18 protein-coding genes are annotated in these 23187 nt (G+C 37.3%); 14 read left to right on the top strand and 4 right to left on the bottom strand.

Features of this window, described 5'->3' with window-relative positions:
- Nucleotides 1-3 precede the first annotated feature (3 nt).
- From GI584_RS04470 to GI584_RS04480, 3 genes are all read left to right on the top strand, one after another.
- Complete coding sequence (locus GI584_RS04470; RefSeq protein ID WP_153790389.1) at nt 4-747, top strand: ABC transporter permease; 744 nt, start codon at nt 4-6, stop codon at nt 745-747.
- A gap of 145 nt (nt 748-892) precedes the next feature.
- Nucleotides 893-1237, top strand: a complete 345-nt coding sequence (locus tag GI584_RS04475; RefSeq protein WP_153790390.1) for an ASCH domain-containing protein — start codon at nt 893-895, stop codon at nt 1235-1237.
- A 208-nt stretch (nt 1238-1445) separates the two neighbouring features.
- Entirely contained in the window at nt 1446-2102 is a 657-nt protein-coding gene (locus tag GI584_RS04480; protein ID WP_153790391.1) for a hypothetical protein, read from the top strand.
- A gap of 120 nt (nt 2103-2222) precedes the next feature.
- Here the strand turns inward: GI584_RS04480 and GI584_RS04485 are convergent, their stop codons facing one another.
- The gene (locus GI584_RS04485) at nt 2223-2801 is read right to left on the bottom strand and encodes an NAD(P)H oxidoreductase (RefSeq protein ID WP_100361823.1); all 579 of its coding nucleotides are present in this window, start codon (nt 2799-2801) and stop codon (nt 2223-2225) included.
- Between the two features lie 122 nt (nt 2802-2923).
- Here GI584_RS04485 and GI584_RS04490 point away from each other — a divergent pair, with 122 nt between their 5' ends.
- The 8 genes from GI584_RS04490 to GI584_RS04525 all read left to right on the top strand — a co-directional run bounded on the left by GI584_RS04490 (nt 2924) and on the right by GI584_RS04525 (nt 13051).
- A complete protein-coding gene (locus GI584_RS04490) occupies nt 2924-3760 on the top strand; it encodes a LysR family transcriptional regulator (RefSeq protein WP_153790392.1) in 837 nt (278 codons plus the stop codon).
- A gap of 176 nt (nt 3761-3936) precedes the next feature.
- Nucleotides 3937-4659 (top strand): ABC transporter ATP-binding protein, encoded by a 723-nt coding sequence (locus tag GI584_RS04495; RefSeq protein WP_153790393.1) that lies wholly within the window; start codon nt 3937-3939, stop codon nt 4657-4659.
- Nucleotides 4656-5681: an ABC transporter permease gene (locus GI584_RS04500; RefSeq protein ID WP_153790394.1), complete on the top strand. Its 1026-nt coding sequence runs from the start codon at nt 4656-4658 to the stop codon at nt 5679-5681. Before GI584_RS04495 ends, GI584_RS04500 begins: the two co-directional genes overlap by 4 nt.
- Nucleotides 5682-5714: 33 nt before the next feature.
- Entirely contained in the window at nt 5715-6377 is a 663-nt protein-coding gene (locus GI584_RS04505; RefSeq protein WP_153790395.1) for a TetR/AcrR family transcriptional regulator, read from the top strand.
- A gap of 145 nt (nt 6378-6522) precedes the next feature.
- Nucleotides 6523-7986 (top strand): protein adenylyltransferase SelO, encoded by a 1464-nt coding sequence (locus GI584_RS04510; protein WP_153790396.1) that lies wholly within the window; start codon nt 6523-6525, stop codon nt 7984-7986.
- A gap of 282 nt (nt 7987-8268) precedes the next feature.
- On the top strand, nt 8269-9786 hold the full coding sequence (locus GI584_RS04515) for a glycoside hydrolase family 43 protein (RefSeq protein ID WP_153790397.1): 1518 nt from the start codon (nt 8269-8271) through the stop codon (nt 9784-9786).
- Entirely contained in the window at nt 9783-10658 is an 876-nt protein-coding gene (locus GI584_RS04520) for a phosphotransferase (RefSeq protein WP_153790398.1), read from the top strand. Before GI584_RS04515 ends, GI584_RS04520 begins: the two co-directional genes overlap by 4 nt.
- Before the next feature lie 71 nt (nt 10659-10729).
- Entirely contained in the window at nt 10730-13051 is a 2322-nt protein-coding gene (locus GI584_RS04525) for a polyprenyl synthetase family protein (RefSeq protein ID WP_153790399.1), read from the top strand.
- A 66-nt stretch (nt 13052-13117) separates the two neighbouring features.
- Here the strand turns inward: GI584_RS04525 and GI584_RS04530 are convergent, their stop codons facing one another.
- Nucleotides 13118-14497: an alanine/glycine:cation symporter family protein gene (locus GI584_RS04530; protein ID WP_153790400.1), complete on the bottom strand. Its 1380-nt coding sequence runs from the start codon at nt 14495-14497 to the stop codon at nt 13118-13120.
- 179 nt (nt 14498-14676) lie between these two features.
- Complete coding sequence (locus GI584_RS04535; protein ID WP_100361813.1) at nt 14677-14901, bottom strand: hypothetical protein; 225 nt, start codon at nt 14899-14901, stop codon at nt 14677-14679.
- A 222-nt stretch (nt 14902-15123) separates the two neighbouring features.
- Between GI584_RS04535 and fabI the strand changes: the two genes are divergently transcribed.
- Nucleotides 15124-15903: an enoyl-ACP reductase FabI gene (fabI, locus tag GI584_RS04540; protein WP_100361812.1), complete on the top strand. Its 780-nt coding sequence runs from the start codon at nt 15124-15126 to the stop codon at nt 15901-15903.
- 652 nt (nt 15904-16555) lie between these two features.
- Here fabI and GI584_RS04545 read toward each other — a convergent pair.
- Nucleotides 16556-19582: an efflux RND transporter permease subunit gene (locus tag GI584_RS04545; protein WP_153790401.1), complete on the bottom strand. Its 3027-nt coding sequence runs from the start codon at nt 19580-19582 to the stop codon at nt 16556-16558.
- 233 nt (nt 19583-19815) lie between these two features.
- Between GI584_RS04545 and GI584_RS04550 the strand changes: the two genes are divergently transcribed.
- On the top strand, nt 19816-20775 hold the full coding sequence (locus GI584_RS04550) for a D-alanyl-D-alanine carboxypeptidase family protein (RefSeq protein WP_153790402.1): 960 nt from the start codon (nt 19816-19818) through the stop codon (nt 20773-20775).
- A gap of 124 nt (nt 20776-20899) precedes the next feature.
- Nucleotides 20900-23152, top strand: coding sequence for a YhgE/Pip domain-containing protein (locus GI584_RS04555; RefSeq protein ID WP_153790403.1), 2253 nt, complete (start codon nt 20900-20902; stop codon nt 23150-23152).
- The last annotated feature ends 35 nt before the right edge of the window (nt 23153-23187 follow it).

Here is a 23187-nt window from a genome sequence, read left to right on the forward strand (position 1 = left end):
TAAATGTGGGCGATTACTACGATCGAATTAAAAAAGAAGCTTCAGGATAAAGGTCTTTGGTTTTGGACTTTTATATTGCCGATTATTTTTATCATCGGTTTTATTACGATATTTTCTGGTGTGAACAACATGGAACCAGAGCAATTAGTTACACAAATTGTTCCGGGTTATACCGTTATGTTTTCATTCTTTATCATGATTTCGATGGTCATTACCTTTATAAAAGACCGAGATAGTGGAATGGTTGCTCGAGTCGCAAGTACCCCGTTACCATTAAATCAGTTTCTTATCGGTAAATGGCTACCATTTATGATCGTGGTTATTATTCAGATTATCGTACTATTAACATTTGGTGTAGTAGTGTATGACTTGCCTTTGGGTGATCCACTTGCTCTGAGTGTTTTATCTCTAACACTAGCCTTTATATCTACTAGCTGGGGGTTAGCGATGTCGTTATTAGTGAACACGGAAAACATGGGAATAGCTTTGACACAAGTTATTGCATTAGGTGGTGCAATGCTTGGTGGATTATGGATGCCGCTAGAACTCATGCCGGAATATATGCAAACGATAGCTAAGTTCTTTCCACAATATTGGGGATTGGAAGGATATAAAGTCATTTTAGTCAAAAACGGTCAAATCATTGATATCTGGTTACCAATATTGGTCTTGTTGTCGTTTGGTGTTGCTGGAGGTTTAATTGCTTTCTTTGCCTATCCACGTTTTTTACGGCAATCCAGAAGCTAGCTATTGGCTTGGTGGAGCATTAGTTTTCACGTATGTTCAACATTTTGTAATATTTTCTTATATGGAGCCATAAAAAAAGGTTCTGATTATTGTAGAAAGAGATAGTAAAAGATACAATAAATAGGAAAGGTAAGGTGTTAGATATATGACAAATGAAAACAGTATGCCATTACCACCGAAAACTTGCAGCATTGATCGTCTTGTTACAATTCCGGATGATGTGGATAAAGTATTAGAAGGTATTAAAACCGCAACAAGACGTAATGGCCGTTATGCAGATATTGGTGAAATGCTGGAACTAAAAGATAAAAAATTCCGAATTGATAATGTGTATAAGCAAAAACTTGGCGACTTAACGGAGGAAGACGCCAATCGAGAAGGATATGAAAGTTTAGAGGCATATAAAGAAGCAATATTATCGATCCATCCCGGTATGCCATGGCTGCCTAAAATGGAAGTATGGGTACATGAATTCAGTGCTTTAGAATAAGAGATTTCCTAAATTATTTAGATTAAATCTTATTTTTAAAAAGACTTCAAATTATTGGAGTCTTTTTCTATCTATTTTTTCATATAGATGGTTAGTGTCTCTGCAGTGAATTTGGAGCAGAAAAATATGATCGATTATGATTATGATTAAATAAACAGAAAAGGACAATATATAAAGGATGGAAAGAAATTGTTGAGGAGAGAATGTAATGGATTTTTATTTCTATCTAGTTTTTACACTATCTTATCTTATTTTATTAATAGTGGGCTTTGTTAAAAGAAGAGAGAAAAATATCATGAGCCTTACTTTCTTTTTATACTTAGTCATAGTTGGTTTAATCGTTGACAATGCTATTATCGCTTTTGGAAAATTTATTGGAACCGACTCCCTTTTGGAAAATCTCCATCTGTTCCGTTATTGGACACATGCGGTTATAACACCAACACTTATACTGTTCTGTTTAGGTGTATTGCAAAAGTCTGGTAAAAAATATTTTAGCACAGCCAGAGCAATTTGGATTACTTTTACGTGTACATGTGTGTTAATACTTATCGAAATTATTACAGTAGTAGCGGTAATAGAGCTAAAGCCAGTTTTGGAATATGGTATACTCCATTATGTTCCTGTAAAAAAAACAGCTGGATCTATATTAATGATTATCATTGTTAGTTTAATCCTTCTTGTTACAGGTTTTCTTGTTTATATTTTTACGAGCTGGAAATGGATGCTTGTGGGTGCTATTATAATGGGAATAGGTAGTGCTCTACCAATCAAGGTTGAAAGTACAGCTTTTACAAATGCACTGGAGTTGGTGCTGATGATTAGTTTAGTTGCAACAGATATTACATTTTCTAATAAGGAATAATAAGCAATAACGCCTTATCCACCTCTAGATGTGAATAAGACGTTCCTTGTTACTCTACAAAAACCGACAAAAAAAGCCATCCCAAATGCAAAGTTCATAGCTTCCTCGAACTACATGACTTCATGATGTTTCTCCATAATTAAGACCCAATTCATAAGCTTTTTCCATCCAATGCTCCATATATTCAGGCTTATCTTTGATCGTTTCATAAAATAATTCGAATTTAGAAGAGCCTATCCCACAGTAATCCGCTAACCCGACATTAAAATAGTGTGTTATCATCTGATCATATTTCCTTTTTGTAAATCTTTCTACAGGAGCACCAGCCAGGCTTAACCATAATACATGTTGATGCGGTAATTTCCCAGGTCCATAGGCAAAACTATAGTTCCACACTCTGTCGATATATCCTTTTAACAATGCAGGCACGCTCCACCACCAAAGTGGAAAGACGAATGCTAAACCATCATACTGTTTCAACCTTTCCATTTCTTGATGTACTCTTGTAGAAAATTGCTGCTGATCTGTTCCCCATTCAGGCTCATCTGCTTCTTTTAAGATAGGATCAAAATCACTGCGGTATAAATCCATAACATCTACTTCATGTCCAGCATCCTGGAGTCCTTCAATCATTCGATTAGCAACGGTAAAGGTTAATGAATCCTGGCGTGGGTGTGTCACAATTGTTAATACTTTCATCTAATCGCTCCTTCATCTCTTGTTCTTATCTTAATTTCATTATATAGTAGTATTATGTTTCGGTAAAATTGATAGTTATAATAAATTAATTCAATAAAAATGATAATAAAGGAGTGATAAGATTGGAGCTTAGACATCTCATGACGTTTACAACCATTATCGATGTTGGTGGTTTTAAAAAAGCAGCTGACAAACTAGGCTATGCACAGTCCTCTGTAACGGCACACATAAAGGAATTAGAAGAAGAATTAGAAACCCCTCTTTTTGATCGGCTGGGAAGAAAGACAATCTTAACGCAAGCAGGTCGTGACTTTTACCCATATGCAATCGAAATTATTGACCTCTATGCGAAAGCGAAAGCCATTGTCAGTGAGGGAGAAGAACCATCAGGGCCATTAACCATTGGTGCTAGTGAATCTTTAATGGTTCATTGGCTTCCCCAATTAATAATGGAATTCACGCAAAAATATCCTAAAGTAAAATTGACTTTAAAATCGCTTCAGTATGAAAACCTTACCTCTCAGTTAAAAAGCGGAGACATCGATATTGCTATGCTAGTGGAGATGCCGAATTGGCATGTAAGTGAAATGCGGATTAATCAAATTAGTGACGAAAGACTTTGTTTTATCAAAAGTAAACATAAAGGTGATAAGAGAGAGCGGATGTTGGTAACGGAATATCATTGTAGTTGGCGTCCAGTTGTGGATGACTATATCAAAAAGACTGATACAGCTATTTCCAAGATAGAATTACCTAGTTTGGAGGCTATCAAAAAATCGGTATTGTGTGGTCTAGGTGTTTCGATGCTACCTTATTTTGTGATAAAAGAAGAACTTAATAATGGTGAGCTAGAAGAGATAAAAGAAAGTACAAGTCAGTTAGGAATTTATACAGCTATTCATAAAAATAAATGGTTATCGAAGAACATGAAAGCATTTCTTCATGTATTAAATAATTAAGAATCATCAGGAGATTTTGACTTAAAGTAGGTCTGTTTGGCGAGATAAGCAAGGGTATCTCGCCAACAGCATATACTATCTCGTGAACAATTTTTTAGGTATTTACATTTCCCTTTTTTCATGCTTTAATGTAAGTGAGTAATCACTCATTTTATGTGGATGGGAGGAATCCATTTATGACTAAAATACTTGAAATGAATGAAATATCTCTTTCATTTGGTAAAGAGAGTGTGTTAAAGAATATTAATTTATCTGTAGAGCGTGGAGAGATATTCGGTTTGTTAGGTCCATCCGGGGCAGGGAAAACCACCTTAGTGAAGGTCATTGTAGGGATAATTGAAGCTGATAAAGGCACGGTATTTGTACAGGGAAATAAGATGCCATCACTCAAATTAATGAGATCAATTGGTTATATGTCGCAATCAGATGCTTTGTACCATGAGTTATCTGCAAAAGAGAATTTGGATTTTTTTGCCACATTGTATGGTTTGAAAAAGAAAAAGCGAGAGAAGATCATTAACAAAGCAGCAGAAATTGTTAACCTGTCGGAAGCATTAAATAAAGAAGTACGTCATTATTCTGGCGGAATGAAAAGAAGGTTATCATTAGCCGCTTCTTTCATGCATACTCCCAGGTTGTTGATTTTGGATGAACCAACAGTAGGGATAGATCCAGTACTGCGACAATCGATTTGGGAAGAATTTCGAAGGTTGAAAGAAAGTGGGGTTACGATTATTGTAACTACGCATGTAATGGATGAAGCGGATAAATGTGACCGGCTCGCAATGTTGCGTGACGGTTCTGTCATTGCTTGTGATACCCCTGAGAAATTAAAGGCGGAGCAGACTGTTGAATCCATTGAGGAAGCATTCTTAGCTTATGGGGGTGGCATAGAATGAATGTGATGGCAGTGGTGAAACGTATTACGCAACAATTTAGGCGAGATAAGCGATCATTAGCCCTCTTGATAATAGCGCCTGTGCTAGTAATCACTCTTATTTGGCTTGTGCTGGATGGTAGTGAGTATACTCCTGAGATTGCTATCGATGCCATACCAGCACCTTTGGAAGAGGTGTTACAAGAAGAATTCGACAATGATATCAAGGAAATGTCTGAAGAAGAAGCCAAGGAAGCGTTTCAAGCAGGTGATATCGATGCTTTCTTAACGATTAAGGATAATGAAGTATTTATCCTTTTAGAGGGAAGTGATGCTACCGCAAATAGTGCTGCATTACGAACTATTCAGGAAGCAGTACAGGCAATGAATGGTGGCTCAGAGGCAGAGCCTATCATTGAATACTATTACGGGTCTGATCAGCTTAACCTTTTTGATCAGGTTGGTTCAGTACTGATCGGCTTTTTTATCTTCTTCTTTGTTTTTATTATCGGAGGTATTTCTTTTTTAAGAGAGCGAACACAAGGGACATTAGAAAAATTATTATCTACGCCTATTAAGCGATGGGAAATTGTTATTGGGTATTTAATTGGGTTTGGCATCTTTACGATATTTCAGGCACTCATCATTGTGAGCTATTCTGTATTTGTACTGGATATTTGGATGGCAGGAGCCTTTTGGCAGCTTTTACTTGTAACCTTCTTATTAGCAATTACAGCTTTGAGTCTGGCGACATTACTATCCGCCTTTGCAAATAATGAATTTCAAATGATGCAGTTTATTCCGTTAGTAATAATTCCGCAAGTCTTTTTTTCTGGGATGTTTCCATTGGAATCACTGGCGGAGTGGTTACAAGTTCTCAGTAAATTAATGCCACTTACGTATGGAGCGAATGCGATGCAAGCGATCATGCTCAAAGGACTGAACATTTGGGATGTTTGGCAAGATGTCTTAATTATTATGGCTTTTGCAACAGTTTTTGTTGTCCTTAATATTTTTGCATTAAAGAAGCATCGTAGGTTATAACTGTTTTAGATGAAAAAGATAGAGGTGAGAACGATGGGACAGCTTGATAAAGAACTACTACAAGAACTATTAGATGTATCAGAAAAAGAATTAACACCAAAACAGACAAAAATCGTGCAAGCAGCCATCGAAATTTTTTCTGAAAAGGGGTTTGCTGCTGCTTCCACTAGCGAGATAGCGAAACGAGCTGGTGTAGCGGAAGGGACGATTTTTCGCCATTATAAAACGAAAAAAGATTTACTAATTTCGATTGTATTACCTGTTATTTCAAAGTTTGCTGTTCCATTTTTAGCGGAGCAATTTCTTAATGAGATTTTTGAAGGTGAAGAGTTTGAGGAAATGGATCAGTTTCTTCGTAAAGTGATTCATAATCGATATGAATTTGTCCGGAAGAATACCGCATTACTGAAAATATTACTTCAAGAAATGTTTTATCATTCCGAAATTCAAGAAACCTTTAAAGAAATATACATGGAAAAGATTGCACCGAAATATCGAAACGCAATAAAGCATTTTTTAACAAAAGACCAGCTCGAATCTATCCCAACTGAAACGATTTTTCGCTTAACCATAAGTACAGTTTTAGGCTATTTGTTAGCACGTTTCATCATTGTACCTGATTATGATTGGGATGATGAAAGAGAGATAGAATATACCATACAATTTATCAAAAGTGGGATCAAAGGATTGTCATAAAAACTTATTTTACCGCACTTAATGCAATGAATAAGAACGGGGAATGCGACTAATATTAATACAAACGCTACTTGTGTTATCCTAGGTGTAGCATTTTAATGAAGTAAGCGAATGAGACGATACTTGTCTCATGAAAGGAGATAGTATGGCGGTAACAACAAATGAGGGTTGGAATTTAGATAATAGCTATCAGCGTTTACCTGGCTTTTTTTATTCCCGTGTTCAGCCAACACCTGTAGAGGACCCGGAAGTCGTTATGTTTAATCATTCTTTAGCAACAGAGCTTGGTTTGGATGCAGCAAGTTTGAAGGATAGTGCGGGTCTTTTTTCCGGGAATCGATTGCCTGAAGGTAGTCTCCCGATTGCACAAGCATATGCAGGGCATCAATTTGGTCATTTTACCATGCTTGGTGATGGGCGAGCGATTCTATTTGGGGAGCATATTACCCCTGATGGCCGCAGAGTTGATATCCAATTAAAAGGTTCAGGAAGGACTCCGTATTCACGTGGAGGAGACGGACGAGCGGCTTTAGGGCCAATGTTGCGTGAGTATTTGATGAGTGAGGCAATGTATGGATTGAAGATCCCGACAAACAGAAGCTTAGCAGTGGTAACGACGGGAGAATCTGTCGAGCGTGAAGTTGCATTTCCTGGGGCGATTTTAACGAGAGTAGCGAACAGTCACCTTCGCGTCGGGACATTTCAATATGCGAGAAATTGGGGCGAGAAAGAGGATCTTCAGAAGTTAGCAGATTATGCCATAGATCGCCACTACCCGGAACTTAAAAACGAGTCTAATAAATATGTATCTTTTCTAAAAGAAGTGATCAGGAAGCAGGCTGCATTGATTGCGAAATGGCAACTAGTCGGTTTTATTCATGGTGTGATGAACACAGACAACGTGACGATTAGTGGTGAAACGATTGATTATGGACCATGTGCTTTTATGGATACCTATGATAAAAGAACGGTATTTAGCTCAATTGATGTTCGTGGACGTTATGCATACGGAAATCAGCCTGATATTGGCGGTTGGGATTTATCCCGTTTTGCAGAATCGATCCTAATATTAATGGATGATGATGAAGAGAAAGCACTTGAAGCAGCACAGGAAGCAATAAAAGAATACTTGAGCTTGTATGAGGAAAATTGGCTTAAAGGTATGAGAAAGAAATTAGGTTTATTTGATGAGGAAGAGGAAGATCAAGAACTTATCCACCGGTTGTTAGATTTGATGGAACAACATCAAGCAGACTATACGAATACATTTCGTTCGTTAACATTAGATCAATTTGATAAAACGATGAGACTATTCCAAGCAAATGCATTTAAGCAGTGGTATGAGAAATGGCAAGCACGATTATCACGACAGCACGAAACGACAGATCAGGCACGGCAATTAATGAAAGAAAATAATCCGTCTATTATCCCAAGAAATTATCTAGTCGAAGAAGCTTTAGAAAAAGCAGTAAGTGAAGATGACTACAGCGTAATGGAAAAGTTATTGAAGGCATTATCAAATCCTTACGCCTACTCAGAAGAGCAGGAAGAATATGCTATTTTACCTCCAAGGCCAGATGAACCATATCAGACATTTTGTGGAACTTAATAAGAGTAAAGAGGACTGCCCCAAATAAAGTTGTGGGCAGTTCTTTTAGTATTAACTGAGAAGTCTAAACGACACGCCGATTATAAAAGAGAGCTCACGCGTTTGATAGAAAGGATCTAAAAGCCCCGTCGACTCAAAATTAGAATTCTCACGTTGGCCACACCAGCAATATCCCCCTCCACTGCTAAAAAACAAACCATATTTGATTAATGGATGTGTTTTTGGAATAATAGTTTGTAAGATGAAGATAATTTAAATGTTAAGTTCGGGGAGGATATTTAAATGAGTATTATGTTGAAGAATCCTATTTTTTGGTCGGATGTGCCAGATGTAGATGTGATTAGGGTTGAATCTGCTTTTTATATGGTAAGTACGAGTATGCATTCGATGCCTGGCTGTCCAATTATGAAATCGCATAACTTAAGAGATTGGGAGATTGTCTCCTATGTCTACAATACGTTAGAAGATAATCGGGCACATCAATTGTTAGATGACAACGGTATATATGGTCAAGGACAGTGGGCTACGAGTTTGCGTTATCACAATAATACCTATTATCTTTGCTTTTCCAGTAATGATATGAATCAATTTTATGTCTATCAAACACAAGATATCGAAGAAGGTCCATGGACACGCTCAGTGATTGAAGGTATTTATCATGATCCAGCGTTACTGTTTGATCAAGGCAGAGTTTTTGTGATTTATGGATGCGGTGACATCCGTATAACAGAATTAACAGAGGATGTAACTGCGGTTAAACCTGATGGAATGGATCAATTATTATTGGAAACGCCAAAGGAAAATATCGGGCTGCGATGTGAAGGCTGCCACGCTTATAAACTAAATGGGGAATACTATTTACTTTTTATTGAATGGCCGACTGATGGCAAGCAACGAAGAAGACAGGTCTGCTATCGCTCAACAGAATTGCTAGGAAATTATGAGCGTAAGATTATTCTCGATGATGATATGGGCTATCACAATAAAGGGATTGCCCAGGGTGCGATTTTTGATACACCGAATAACGAATGGTATGCAATGCTGTTCCAGGATCATGATGCTGTCGGGAGAATTCCATATATTCTGCCTGTCGAATGGGAAAATGGTTGGCCAATGATAGGTATGAATGGTAAAGCACCGGAACAGCTTGAGATTAATCTTCCTGACGATGAAGCGAAACCATTGGTGGTCAGTGATGATTTTGCTTACGAAAAAAATGAATTAGCTTTACATTGGCAATGGAATCACAATCCGGATCATTCCTTATGGTCGGTCACAGAAAGGCCAGGTTATTTAAGACTGACAACAGGTCATCTTACGAAAAGTGTTTTAACAGCACCCAATACATTGACACAACGAACAGAAGGACCTGCGTGTAGTGGTACTGTTCTACTCGATGTATCAAATATGAAGGCCGGAGATTTTGCAGGACTAATCGCGTTTCAGAGTAATTTTGGTACGGTTGGCATCAAACGGAAGGAAAATGGTGAATATGCTGTTGTGATGACAATGAACGATGGAAATGGCAACGAAAAAGTAGTCGAAGAAAAAACTTTTGCTAACGAGCAGATCCACTTAAACATTATATTTAATTTTGATGACAGTATGGATGAAGCGACTTTCTATTATTCTTCAAACGGACAAGACTGGCAGCCCATCGGTAAGACACTTCAAATGAAATACACATTAGATCACTTTATGGGCTACCGGATTGGGATATTTAATTATGCTACCAGAGAACATGGTGGTTATGTTGATATCGATTATTTTAATTATGATAGAGGAAACCATTTGTTATGATCGAGTCTATTCCTATGGTGAATTCAGCTGAAGTCATTACGAAAATTGACAAAGGCTTTTCCAGGGATCAAAAATATATCCTTGATTATAAATATCTTTTACGAATATATCCTATTGATGAGATAGATAAAAGAAAAGTAGAATTTGAAACGTTAAAAAAGCTAGCTGAAATTTCTAATTTGATTCCCAAACCAATAGAATTCGGCAAGGGTTATATGATACTTACCTATCTTCCAGGTGAAGATGGAGAAGAAGCACTACGAAGTCTAACAAAGCAGGAACAGTATATAGCAGGTTTATCAGCAGGGCGAGAGCTGAGAAAACTACATCAACTAGATGCACCGCAAGGATACCCGTCATGGTATAAAGTGAAAAAAGAAAAAAGTGATAACTATTTGAATGAATTGAAAAAGCTAGATTTGGACCAAGGTTTATGTTCATTATTACAACATTATATTAAAGATAATGAACCTATTATGAAAGATCGGCCAAATAAGTTTCAACATGATGACTTTCATCCATCCAATTTGTTAATTTATCAAAAGAAGTTCTCTGGTATTATTGATTTTCAAAGAATGGATTGGGGAGATCCTATACATGATTTACAAAAATTAGGGTTTTTCTCTGTCCAGGTAAGTATCCCTTTTACAAATGGAATCGTTGACGGATATTCCAAGGAAAAGCCAACTCAAGCTTTTTGGGAATTGTATACCCTGTACTGCGCAATGCATGTGGTTTCCGCACTTGTATGGGGAAAAAAGATGGGTTCAGAACAATTTGATTTACTATATAATCATTCATTAAGCGTTATCGATGACCATGATCATTTCTCCAAATTGATTCCTAGCTGGTATGAAAAACAGCAGATATAAGACATGTTTAGTCCATTTTCTCAATAAAATGGTATACTAAAGATAACTAATATTTTGGGGAATGGACGGATATGGTGGAACAACAATATCAAACTGCTGAAAAGAAAGCACATACTTATTTTCAAGCATTAGTGAAACAGTTAGAGGAACCGCGATTTACTGCAAACCTAAAAGAAGATTTGCAAGCATACCAGCGATTGAAAAAATCATCCTTTTTGAATTATGACAATATAGCATTAACGCAAGATCAGAAATTCCTTCAACAGCTAACGAAAAAGGGAATGCTGGACGATTATTTACACCGGAGTATTTCTTATATTTATTTGCGTGATTTAGGTAGAGATATCGCATCACCAACGATGCAACGAAGGATCAAATCTGTAACTGAGGATGTTAAAGCCTATTTGCATCAATATTCGAATCAGGAATTATTCAGTTTGGAGAAGCTGTATCGACTTGCGGAGAAAGAATCATTGGAAGCGACCTTCTTTTGGTTAATGAAGAAGTTAAGACACGTGTCCTCACTCATCCCTGAAGGCTTGGACAAAGTGCATGCACAACGGAAATTAATTAAAATAATAGCCGGAGTATTGATGCATGAAATAGAAGAATTACAGGAAGAAACATCTCAGGAGGTCAGGGCGAAACGCTTGGACAAGGCGGTCCGGATTGGCTATTGTTATGGACTTACGTATCCATTCATTGACGATTTATTGGATGCCACAGTATTGTCTGCTCAAGAAAAAAGTCAGTTTGCGGCTCTTATTCGTCACACATTACGGACTGGTGAGATTACTCCTTTTTCAGGATGGGATGGGGATAACAAGGAGATTGTGGAACCAATTTACCGTGAATTAACGGATGCCTTTATCTATCTGGAGGAAAATCAACAAAAGGACAATCTCGATAATTTTTATCAAAATGCTTATTTGTTTTTCCACGCACAGGAAATAGATCGGAATAAGAATCTAGATAACCCCGATTATACGAATGAAGAGTTGTATATTCCGATTATTATGAAATCTTCATCATCGAGAATGATCGTTCGTTCCTTTCAACTATTTTCAGCGAATGATCAGGTTGAAGAGCACATGTTTTATTATGGGATTTACAATCAATTAGCAGATGATTTGGCTGATATTGATCAAGATTTGGCGTCCAATAGTGTCACACCCTATACTTATTTTCTTAAATATCGTCATAAGCGACCGGATTTGATCAATCCTTTCGCAATGTATTGGTCAGTTATCTCTTATTTAATTCATGACGTTTATAAAGATGACGAGAATACTCGACAAATCATCTTAGATCGAGCTACGAATGGTTTGAAACGAATGCGGAAGCGACTGGGGAAGCATCAATATAAGGGATTGATGCAAACTTTTTCGATCAATACTTCTTTTGATCTGTTTTTGCAAAAAGTAGTAGAGCGGACGAAGAATGTAGCTTTTTTTGACAAACTACTCCGTGACAAAATGGTTGAGACATTACAGCAACAAGAAAAAGAGAAAGCGAAATTCCGACAAACACTGGAAGGTGCAAAAGATGTAATTAACCAACTTTTAATCGTTAAAAAAACAGATCAGAAGGCTATCATTAACCATTCTATTATGGATGCAGCTAACTACAGTTTACAGGGAGATGCCAAACGCTTAAGGCCAATTATGACTTGGGTGATGGCGACAGAAGGGTTTGGATTGCCGGGGAAGGATATCATTCCATTACTAAAAGCCATTGAATATATGCATACAGCCTCTTTAATTTTTGATGATCTCCCTTCCCAGGATAATGCATCAATCCGCAGGGGAAGACCAACATTGCATGAGAAATACAATAGTGCGGTGGCAGAATTAACTGCCTTGTGGATGACACAAAAAGCGGTACAGGAACAGACAAAATTACGGAAGTATGAGGCGGACAAAATCTTAGACTTGATATCCTATTCCACACGGATGACACAAGATATGTGTGTGGGACAGATCATGGATCTCGAGGCAAAAGGAAAAGAGTTGTCTGTTGATGAATTAAATAAACTATGTTTATACAAAACAGGAATTGGTTTTGAAGCATCGCTGATGATGCCGGCCATTGTCGCGGGTGCACAAGCAGAAGTTACAGAAGCGATTAAGAAATTTACTTATCATGCAGGAATTGCTTTTCAAATTAAAGATGACTTGTTAGACCTTGAGGGAGATTCAACCGTATTAGGTAAACAAGCAGGGATTGATAGTCAAAATAACAGTTCTACTTTTGTCACAGTTTTAGGTGAGGAACAAGCTAAGAAAGAAATGTGGAAACATTATTGTGATGCAATAGAAGCATTAGAGAACTTCCCACACAACATTCCATTTTTAAAACAACTCATGCATTATATCGTCCAACGAGAAAAATAATAAAAGAGGGACATTCACCCTGTCCTCTGACCCAAAGTAGGGTTGAGGACGGGGGGAATGTCCCGTTTATTTTTCTTCTCGTTTTATTTTCAAAAATTTATTCGTTTCTGCGACGACAATACCTGAAAGTGCGAGTAGGCCAATTAAGTTTGGAAAGGCCATTAAGCCGTTCATCACGTCGGAGAAGTTGAATACGACATCTAGTGATACTACTGCACCAATAAAGATAAAGGCGATGAAAATATAGCGATAAACTTTGACCCCTTTTGCTCCCATAAGGTAATGGACAGATTTCTCACCGTAGTAGGACCAGCCGAGAATCGTAGAAAAGGTAAAGAATAAAATACCAAATGTGACGATATAAGAACCTGTTGTTCCTAAGAATTGAGCAAACGATGCACTTGTTAATGCTGATCCATCCAATCCACCATCCCATTGACCTGCCATAACAATGGTAATACCTGTAATCGAACAAACAATAATAGTATCAAAGAAAACTTGCGTCATCGAAACCAACGCTTGTCTGGCAGGGTAATCTGTACGAGCAGCTGCCGCCGCAATTGGGGCAGAACCTAAACCAGCTTCGTTGGAGAATACACCACGAGCCACGCCATAGCGGATTACCGTACCAAGTAAACCACCACCAATAGCACTACCGGTAAATGCATCTTCAAAAATAAAAGCAACTGCACCAGGGACTAAATCAAAATTTAAAACAATAAGAATAAGTCCACCCAAGATATAAAAAGCACCCATCACTGGAACAAAGAAAGCAGTTACCTTACCAATACTTTTAATCCCGCCAATGATAACTAAAGCAGCTAAGATGGTAAAAATAATACCAGTAATAAAGGGACTAATAGAAAAAGATTCCTCTAAAGAAGATGCCGCCGTATTGGATTGCACCATGTTACCAATACCAAACGCAGCAATGGAAGCGAAAATCGCAAATAATACACCTAAAAATTTACCAATCGTTTTGTTTTTAAGCCCTCGTTCTAAGTAGTACATCGGACCACCGGACATTTCGCCATTTTCATTTTCAACACGAAATTTGACAGCTAACAATGCTTCTGCATATTTGGTAGCCATACCGACTAATGCGGTAATCCACATCCAAAATACTGCACCAGGTCCGCCCCAAACAACTGCTGTTGCAACACCGGCGATATTACCAGTACCAATGGTTGCTGCCATTGCCGTCGTTAGTGCTTCATAATGACTAATATCACCTTTTGATGATTTATCCTGGTTTTTACTGAAGGATAGTTTTAATGCATAGGGCAGTAGCTTGAATTGTATGAATAATAGACGGAAGGTTAAAAATAAACCAGTACCGACTAGTAAAACAAGTAGAGGAGGTCCCCATACCCATCCGCCAATCTCACTAAGTATCTCTGCACCTTCTTCATTAATTACTGCCAACCAATCCAACAAAAAATCCATTGCACATCCCTCCCATTATTTTTGTGAAAAGCTTATTATTAAAATTATTCCAATAATAGTGAGAGAATGCAATAGTATAGAGAAAGTTTTTAACAATAAATAAAGTGGGGGAAATATAAAAGTATACAAAACGTTAAAAACCATTCCGAAACGCTTGTATACTTTCGAATGCCAACCCTTTAATAATATTTTGAACTGAGATAAAAAATAAACAGAATTAACCCTCCGAAACCAAAAATATATGTTAAAAAGATAGGGTTGAAAAGTATGGGGTGTTTCGATGTTGCTTTTGTATCTGTATCATGTTCCGTTTTTTGTTGATCGACAATTTTCCCAACCTTCAATGTGTAGAGAAACGAAATAAGCGCAATGATAATACTGATAATTGCTAAGCTTACAATCATAATAAACATCACCTGTCTTTTTCCTTAACTTTATCTATTTGTAACGGTATTATACACAGAAGAAACATTTTTATCTTTTTTGGGCGAAAAAACCCTCACTTTAATAAAAGAGCCCTTTCTTTTGTAAGTGGTGGGTAGTTCAATTACGTAGAAATATGTTATAGTAAAGATAATTAGCAGTAGGTATTAACACCATATATAAAGTATCAATAGGAGGACGTTATGGAAGATTTATTAAAACTTAAAGGGAAAAATGTCGTAGTAATGGGTGTAGCAAACGAACGGAGTCTTGCATGGGGGGTTGCAAAATCACTTCATCAGGCAGGAGCCAATTTGATTTTTACGTATCGTAAAGAACGTTCCTTAGCAAAATTGAAGAAAATGCTAGAAAAAACGGACTTAGAGGCAAACTTGGTACTTCCATGTGATGTCAACAATGATGATAGTATAAAAGAAGCATTTGGCAAAATTGGCGATGAGATTGGTTCCATACATGGCGTAGTACACTCGATCGCATTTGCACATGGAGAAGATCTGAAAAATCGTTTTGTTGAAACATCTCGTGACGGCTATGCATTTGCGCAAGATACTAGTGCGTATTCATTAATAGCAGTAGCTCGTGAAGCACAGCCTTTAATGACTGAAGGTGGATCAATTATGGCGATGAGTTACTTAGGTGCAGAACGAGTTGTGCCAGGTTATAATGTCATGGGAGTTGCCAAAGCGGCATTAGAATCTGCTGTTAAATACTTAGCGATGGATTTAGGGGAAAATAATATTCGTGTAAATGCTATTTCTGCTGGTGCAATTAAAACGTTAGCTGCCAAAGGTGTTCCATCATTCAATGAAATTTTACACAAAATTGAAGCAGAATCACCTTTAAAACGAAATGTAACACAAGAAGAAGTAGGCGACATGTCAGTAGCGATGCTGAGCCACTTATCCAGAGGTGTTACCGGAGAAATCGTTTATGTCGACTCTGGCTACAATATTTTAGGATAACCAAAAAAGGCCAGGACAGAATCATTCGATTTAAGCAACAATCCCAGGAAGTATTGACCTTATCAGATGAGAAAGACCTTCGCGAATGCGAAGGTCTTTTACTTTTGCAATTTTCGTCCTTGGAAAATGAACTTATCAAACGAAGGATGGACACTTATTCATGAATTTCCTTTCTTGTGTCCTTCACCCCGCTTATGATGGACACTTATTCATGAATTTTCTTTCCTGTGTCTTTCATCCCGCTTATGATGGACACTTATTCATGAATTTTCTTTCTTGTGTCTTTCATCCCGCTTATGATGGACACTTATTCATGAATTTTCTTTCTTGTGTCTTTCATCCCGCTTATGATGGACACTTATTCATGAATTTTCTTTCCTGTGTCTTTCATCCCGCTTATGATGGACACTTATTCATGAATTTTCTTTCTTGTGTCTTTCATCCCGCTTATGATGGACACTTATTCATGAATTTCCTTTCTTGTGTCTTTCACCACACTCTCGAAGACAAAATTTCATAAAAATCAGGAAAGTGTCTTCGAGAACTTCGCTTGTCAGGGTGTGGTATTAGTCTCCAGTGGCGAGAAAGAATACTTTCCTTTTTAGAGATATTCTAACACTTACTGTTCCCATCCCAATAAAATTACCTCTTATTAAGCTGACATAGAAGTCTCATCTTTTAAATCCTTTTGTAATTTCTTATTAGAACTAAATAATCGGTAGATCGCCGGGATCAATAATAGTGTTATGAATGTAGCGAAAAGTAATCCCGAAATGATAACTGTTGCCATCGGTGCTTGATAGTTGCTCGACGTTCCTGTTGTAATCGCTAATGGTAACATGCCGGCAGCAGTTGTAAAGCTAGTCATAAAAATAGGGCGCATTCGATTTCTCCCTGCTTCCACAAGTGCTTCTGTTACGATATACCCTTCTTTTCTTAGTTGTTTTGTTCGATCGATAAACAGGATGGCATTATTGAGAACAATACCAATGAGCATGATGATCCCCATAGCAGATAATGCACTTAATTCCCGTTGAGTGAAGAATAAACCTAAAATCACACCAACGATCGTCATCGGAATAATCGACATTACAATAATCGGATGGAATAAATGATCGAATTGCACAGCCATCACTAAATAAACGAGGAAAATGGCAATCCCGATAATGAGTAGAATCTCCATCATTAATTCTTGCTGTTGCTCCAAATCTCCTGTAGTTTCTATCTGGTAGCTGTCCGGCGTTTCAAAATCAGCAATTAATTGTTGGACGTCGCGATTAACGGAACCTAAATCTCTTCCTTCTAATTCAGCAGATATCGTTACATACCTTGTTCCATCATCATGTGTAATTTGATTTGGAATTTCGGTCGTATTTAAACGAATAAATTCAGATAATGTTTTATTGCCTTCCATTGTCTGTACTTCCATATCCAATAAGGCATCTTTCTTATCTATCTCATTGGCCCATTCTACTTGAATAGGTATCTCTTTGTTTTCTACAACGATTTCGTCAATTGGCATATCTAAAAATGCTTGCTCCATATAATTTCTAACATAGAGAGAACTGAGTCCACTATCTCTGATAGCATCGTCTTTCAATTCAATTACTTCGTCAAGTGAAGCACGTTCTCCAGAGTGACTAACACCGACAACTCCTGAGATTTCTTCTAATTCACTTGAGAAGTCTGTTGCAATGGATTCGAGTTCCTTCAATTTATCACCTTTTATCATCACTTGGATTGGCTGTCCACCACCTTCAGAGAAAGTACCTTGCACACTTTTAATCGGTTGTGTGTCTTGCAGCTCCCGTAACGATTTCGTGATTTCTTCATTGACTTGATTTTGCTCTCTTGTGATGGCATCCCCTGTGGTCAAATTAATAATACTGAACAGTAAGCCACCATCATCCATCGCATAGTTCGCTTCTACATCTTGTATCGCTTCTAATTCTCGATTAATCTCTTGTACAACCTCATTTTTTTCAGAGATGGATACACCTGGTTCTAATTCAATCATTAATTCAGAATAACGGTTATACATATCTGGCATAATTGTCATTGGTATTTTCGAGACTAAGAAGAGTGAACCTGCCAATATAAGAATAAACAAGCTAATGATGGCGAAACTATTTCGTTTTTTCTTAACAATCCATTGAGCGAATTTGGTGTAGCTATTTATAATCCAACCATCCTTCGTTCTCGCATGGTTTTTGCGGATTTTCAAAAAGCGATGAGCGAAAGTTGGAATAACGGTAAAGGAGATAAGCGCAGAGCTGACTAACGTGATGGCAACTATCATCGATAAAATGATCATAAATCTTCCGATATCTCCACTGATTAATCCAATGGGTACAAATACGACAATAGTTGTTAACATAGAGGCGATGACTGCGGTTGCTACTTCTTTTGTTCCTTCCAGTATCGCTTCTAATTTATCAAAGCCTTGTTCTTTCTTGCGATAGATTGATTCAAGAATAACGATCGAGGAATCTACCATCATCCCAATCCCTAATCCTAACCCAATTAAAGTTAGAATATTAAAACTATAATCAAAAAGCCACATGGCGATAAAGGTAAGCAAAATAGAAGTAGGAATCGCAAAACCAATAATAAAAGTAGCTCTTATATTACGCAGAAAGAGAAACAGGATAAATATCGATAAAATCCCGCCAATGAGAATATTTGCTGTTACTCCGTTAAGAGAATCTTCTACGTAATCAGCTTGGGCTACAACCTCGTGTAGTTCGAATCCATTTATAAGTCCTTCATCTCTTATCTCTTTTATTTCAGCACGGACAGCGTGAGCCATTTCAATTTGGGTAACATCCGCAACTCGACCAATTTGTATCATGATGAAATCCTTTGATCCATTCTTCCAAACGATAGAATTACTTTCTTGCGGCTGCAGGGAAACTTCTGCAATATCTTTTAATACAATCATTTCATTTTGGCCTTGAATCGGTATATCTTCAATGCTGGAAGTCGAATCTAATGCAGAATGCCATCTTAAGGATGGGGTATCTTCTTCCCCATCGAATTGCCCAATAGCTGCTTCTTGATTTATTTCTTGAATGGTTGTAATTATTTGCTGGAGATCAAGTTCTTGCTCCATTATTTTATCTCGGTTAAATGATACAATGATTTCCTGTTTGTAACCTCCCTCTAAAGCAACATCTCTAACTTCTGGGAGGTTCTCTAATCTAGGTTCCAATATATTCTCAGCAAAATCGGTAATCTCAACCATATCTTCACCAGATAAATCTAGGTAAAATTCATAATCTCCCTCTGTACTAAATTGACCTGCTTGATAATCCTGAATATTATCATTGCTAGATGCAACAGTATGGATAGTATTTTCTACCTCTTGAAAAACCTCATCCCCTCGGTCTGTTTCAATCGTAATACTAACATTGCTTCTACCTACATAAGAGGTAGAAGAAACATTTTCTACTCCGTCAATTCCTTTAATTTCATTCTCTAATGGATTGGTAATGGTTTGCTCAACATCAAGCGCAGACATATCTCCGGCCATGATATCAACAAATGCCCCGTCCATATTGACTGATGGTAGAAGTTCCCTATCTAACTTTAGAATGGATTGAATACCTAAGACTACAATAAGCACAACAAGCAAACTAACAAGGATTTTCCTTTCGATAATAAATCTTAACCATTTCAATGGTATCTCCTCCTGGATCATATTATTTACGATGCTAAACATAGGTAAGTCCCCCTGATAGAAGTATCTTTTGTGGGAATATGTAAGTTATGGACTAACTATTTCTACCTAGCGATTTCATTTTATACCGTAATTATCCAATTAGGTATTGTTCTTGAGACGTAACTTTTCTAAGTCTAGAGGCTTAGGAGACATATGCTATACTGAAAGAAAAAGTTTTGGTGGTATGAAGAATGAAAAGATTATTACTTGTGATGTTATTGTTTCTAAGTGGATGTTATCAAGCAGGAGACCAAGCGACATTACCATTTAATAAGGCTCCTCAAACAGAAAAAGTAAAAAAAGAATTGCTATATCCCGATCGACCATTAGACAGGTTTTGGAACATTACCGAAATCAATTTAGATGCAAGTTCTGTTCTTTTAATAAATGCCGATACAGGACATGTTATTTATGAAAAAAATAGTGATATACCATTACCTACAGCAAGCATGTCAAAAATGATGACGGAATTACTTGTTTTAGAAGCAATTGAGAGTGGGAAATTGGAATGGGGTCGTGATGTAGAAATAAGTGATTATGCATACTCCATCTCCCATCAACCAGGATATGCTTCTGTCGATTTATCGCAAGAACTTCATTACACGGTGGCAGAATTGTTCCAGGCTATGGCAATTCACTCAGCCAATGGCGCAACCATCGCATTAGCGGAAGAGATAAGTGGAAGTGAAGAATTTTTTGTGCAGCAAATGAATAAACGAGCGCAAGAGTTACAGTTGGAGGATACACAATTTGTGAACAGCACTGGATTAGATAATTTGCATTTGGGAGATTATTATTCTGTTGGCGGTGTAGACGATACGAATACGATGTCAGCACAGGATTTAGTGATACTTGCGGAGCATTTGATTACGACATATCCCGAATTGTTGGAGACTGTTAACCAGCCTACATATGTATTAAATAACCGGGAATATGAAAATACGAATGGGATGCTGGAAGGTGATTTAGCTTTCGAAGGTGTGGACGGGTTGAAAACTGGATATACCGATCTTGCTGGCTATTGTTTTACTGGAACTGTTGAACGAGAAGGTGTAAGACTAATCTCTGTTGTGATGGGAACATCCTCAGAAGTCGACCGTTTTGTCGAAACGGCGAGATTATATGAAAAAGCATTTGAGCAGATAGAATAGTTTTGAGATAGTAAAGAAGCTGTTCTAAGTGGGATCAAAATGATTAATATTTGTTCCGCAAGTAGTAGTTGAGTATAATTGATTTTGTTGATTTTAAACAGAAATAGAAGAAGAAGGCGAAAAAATGAAAAACGGTTTACATTTATATAAGACTGACATGAAAAATATTATCACAAATTGGGTTGCGGCGATTTTAATAGGGGGCTTAATGATACTACCCTCGTTATATGCTTGGATGAATATTGAAGCATCATGGGACCCATATGGTCAAACCGATCAAATTAAAGTTGGGGTAGTGAACAATGACATTGGAGCCTCCGTTCGTGAAGAGGACATACATGTAGGTGATGAATTAGTAGAAACATTGAAAGATAATGATTCGATGGATTGGCAATTTGTCGACGAAGAAAAAGCAATGGATAAATTAGAATATGGAGATTATTTTGCTGTAATAGTAGTTCCAGAAGATTTTTCGGAGAAGTTGGCTACGGTTATCAGTGACCAACCAGAAAAAGCAGAAGTAGCGTACTATGTGAATGAAAAAATAAATGCAATTGCTCCGAAGATAACGGATAAAGGGGCTACGGTAATAGTAGAAGAAATAAGTTCAAATTTCATTTCAACGGTCAATGGCGTTATCTTTGACATGTTTAATCAGATCGGTATGGAATTAGAAAATGCACTACCTGACATTATACAATTCGAAGACTATATTTTTACTATTGAAGAAAAGCTTCCTGAAATTAAAAATATATTAGATGAATCATTAGCAGACGCTGAAAATGCGGAGGAAATGGTCAGTGATGCCAATAGTCTTATTCCTAGAGTAGAAGAGGCAACTAGTCAAGGACTTTCAACTGTGAATGAAACATTAGATTTTATATATGAAGCAGAAGGACGATTAGATGAAATAGCTCCACGAGTAAACGAAGATTTAGACACGATTCAGCAAGCAGTGCAGGATACGAATGCGTTTTTAGAATCAGTAGATATATCTTCACAGAACTTGCCAGATATCCATCAACAAATAGATAACTGGAATGAACAAATAGATAGTTCCATTGCTTCTATTGAATCCATAGAGGAAATCTTACGTCAGGTTCAAAATCAACAAGAATCTAATCAGGATGAAGAAACAACGGATAATCCAGACGAGAATGGATCAGAAGATAACCAGGAACCTGAAGGAGATACAGAAGAAGAAGCCAATCAACAAAATAATCAAGAGCAGATTGAAGATGCACTAAATCAACTGGCATCCATGAAAGCTGCGCTACAAGAACTGCAAGAACAACTGAACCAAGCTAATGAGATGATCAAAGAAAACAATGAAGCATTAGAAGAAATGATTGCTAACTTAAAAGACACTGCTCAATTTACAAATGAGAGACTGGATGCATTTATTTCAGAGTACCAAGAAACGATAGAACCAAGAGTCAAAGAAGAAATTCAGCATACGAAAAGCTCGTTAGAATCGGCAAAAAGTATTTTAATGGAGATTCAAAATACCATACCGGAAGCACAAGAATTATTAAATAGAACAGCAACAAATTTAGTAGATGGCGAAGAGATGCTGGAAAGTGTGTTAGCAGAATATCCTTATATTCATACCAAAATTAATGAACTCGCTGATAAAATCCGTAGTGTCGAAGGGGAAACGGATTTAGAGGAAATTATTGAGTTGTTGCAAAATGATCCTGATGCGGAACGAAGCTTTTTTGAGGAACCAGTCATGTTAAATCAAAATAAGTTATTCCCAATTGATAATTATGGAACAGGAATGACGCCGTTTTATACGGTTTTAGCGATATGGGTTGGTGGATTGCTGTTAATTTCGCTATTGGCAACAGATCCCCATCATGTAGAGTCCTATACAGGAAGACAGATTTATTTTGGTAGATTATTCACTTTTATCACAATCGGATTCTTCCAAACGATAATCGTGACATTGGGTGATATGTATCTTCTTGATGTAGAAGTCAAGGAACCCATCTGGTTTATATTATTCGGCTTGTTATCAAGTATTGTATTTATTTTGATTGTATACACCTTAGTGTCGGTGTTTGGTGACATTGGCAAAGCTTTAGCCATCGTCTTTCTTGTTTTACAGATCGCTGGTGCTGGAGGTACCTATCCAGTAGACTTACTACCAGAATTTTTCCAAGCCATTAATCCTTATCTTCCGTTCACATATGCGATTAATTTGATGCGAGAAGCAGTAGGAGGAATTGTTTGGAGTAAAGTCCAACATGATGTCCTGGTTCTATCGGCATTCGGACTTGTCGCATTGATTATTGGAGCGCTGTTCAAAGCACGCTTGAACAAGTATACACATCGATTAATGAAGAAATCGAGAGAAACCGGCTTATTCCATTAATCAAGTAACCCTCCATTTTTCGGAGGGTTAACTTT

Origin of the sequence: Gracilibacillus salitolerans (genome assembly GCF_009650095.1) — a bacterium.
Taxonomy (GTDB): domain Bacteria; phylum Bacillota; class Bacilli; order Bacillales; family Amphibacillaceae; genus Gracilibacillus; species Gracilibacillus salitolerans.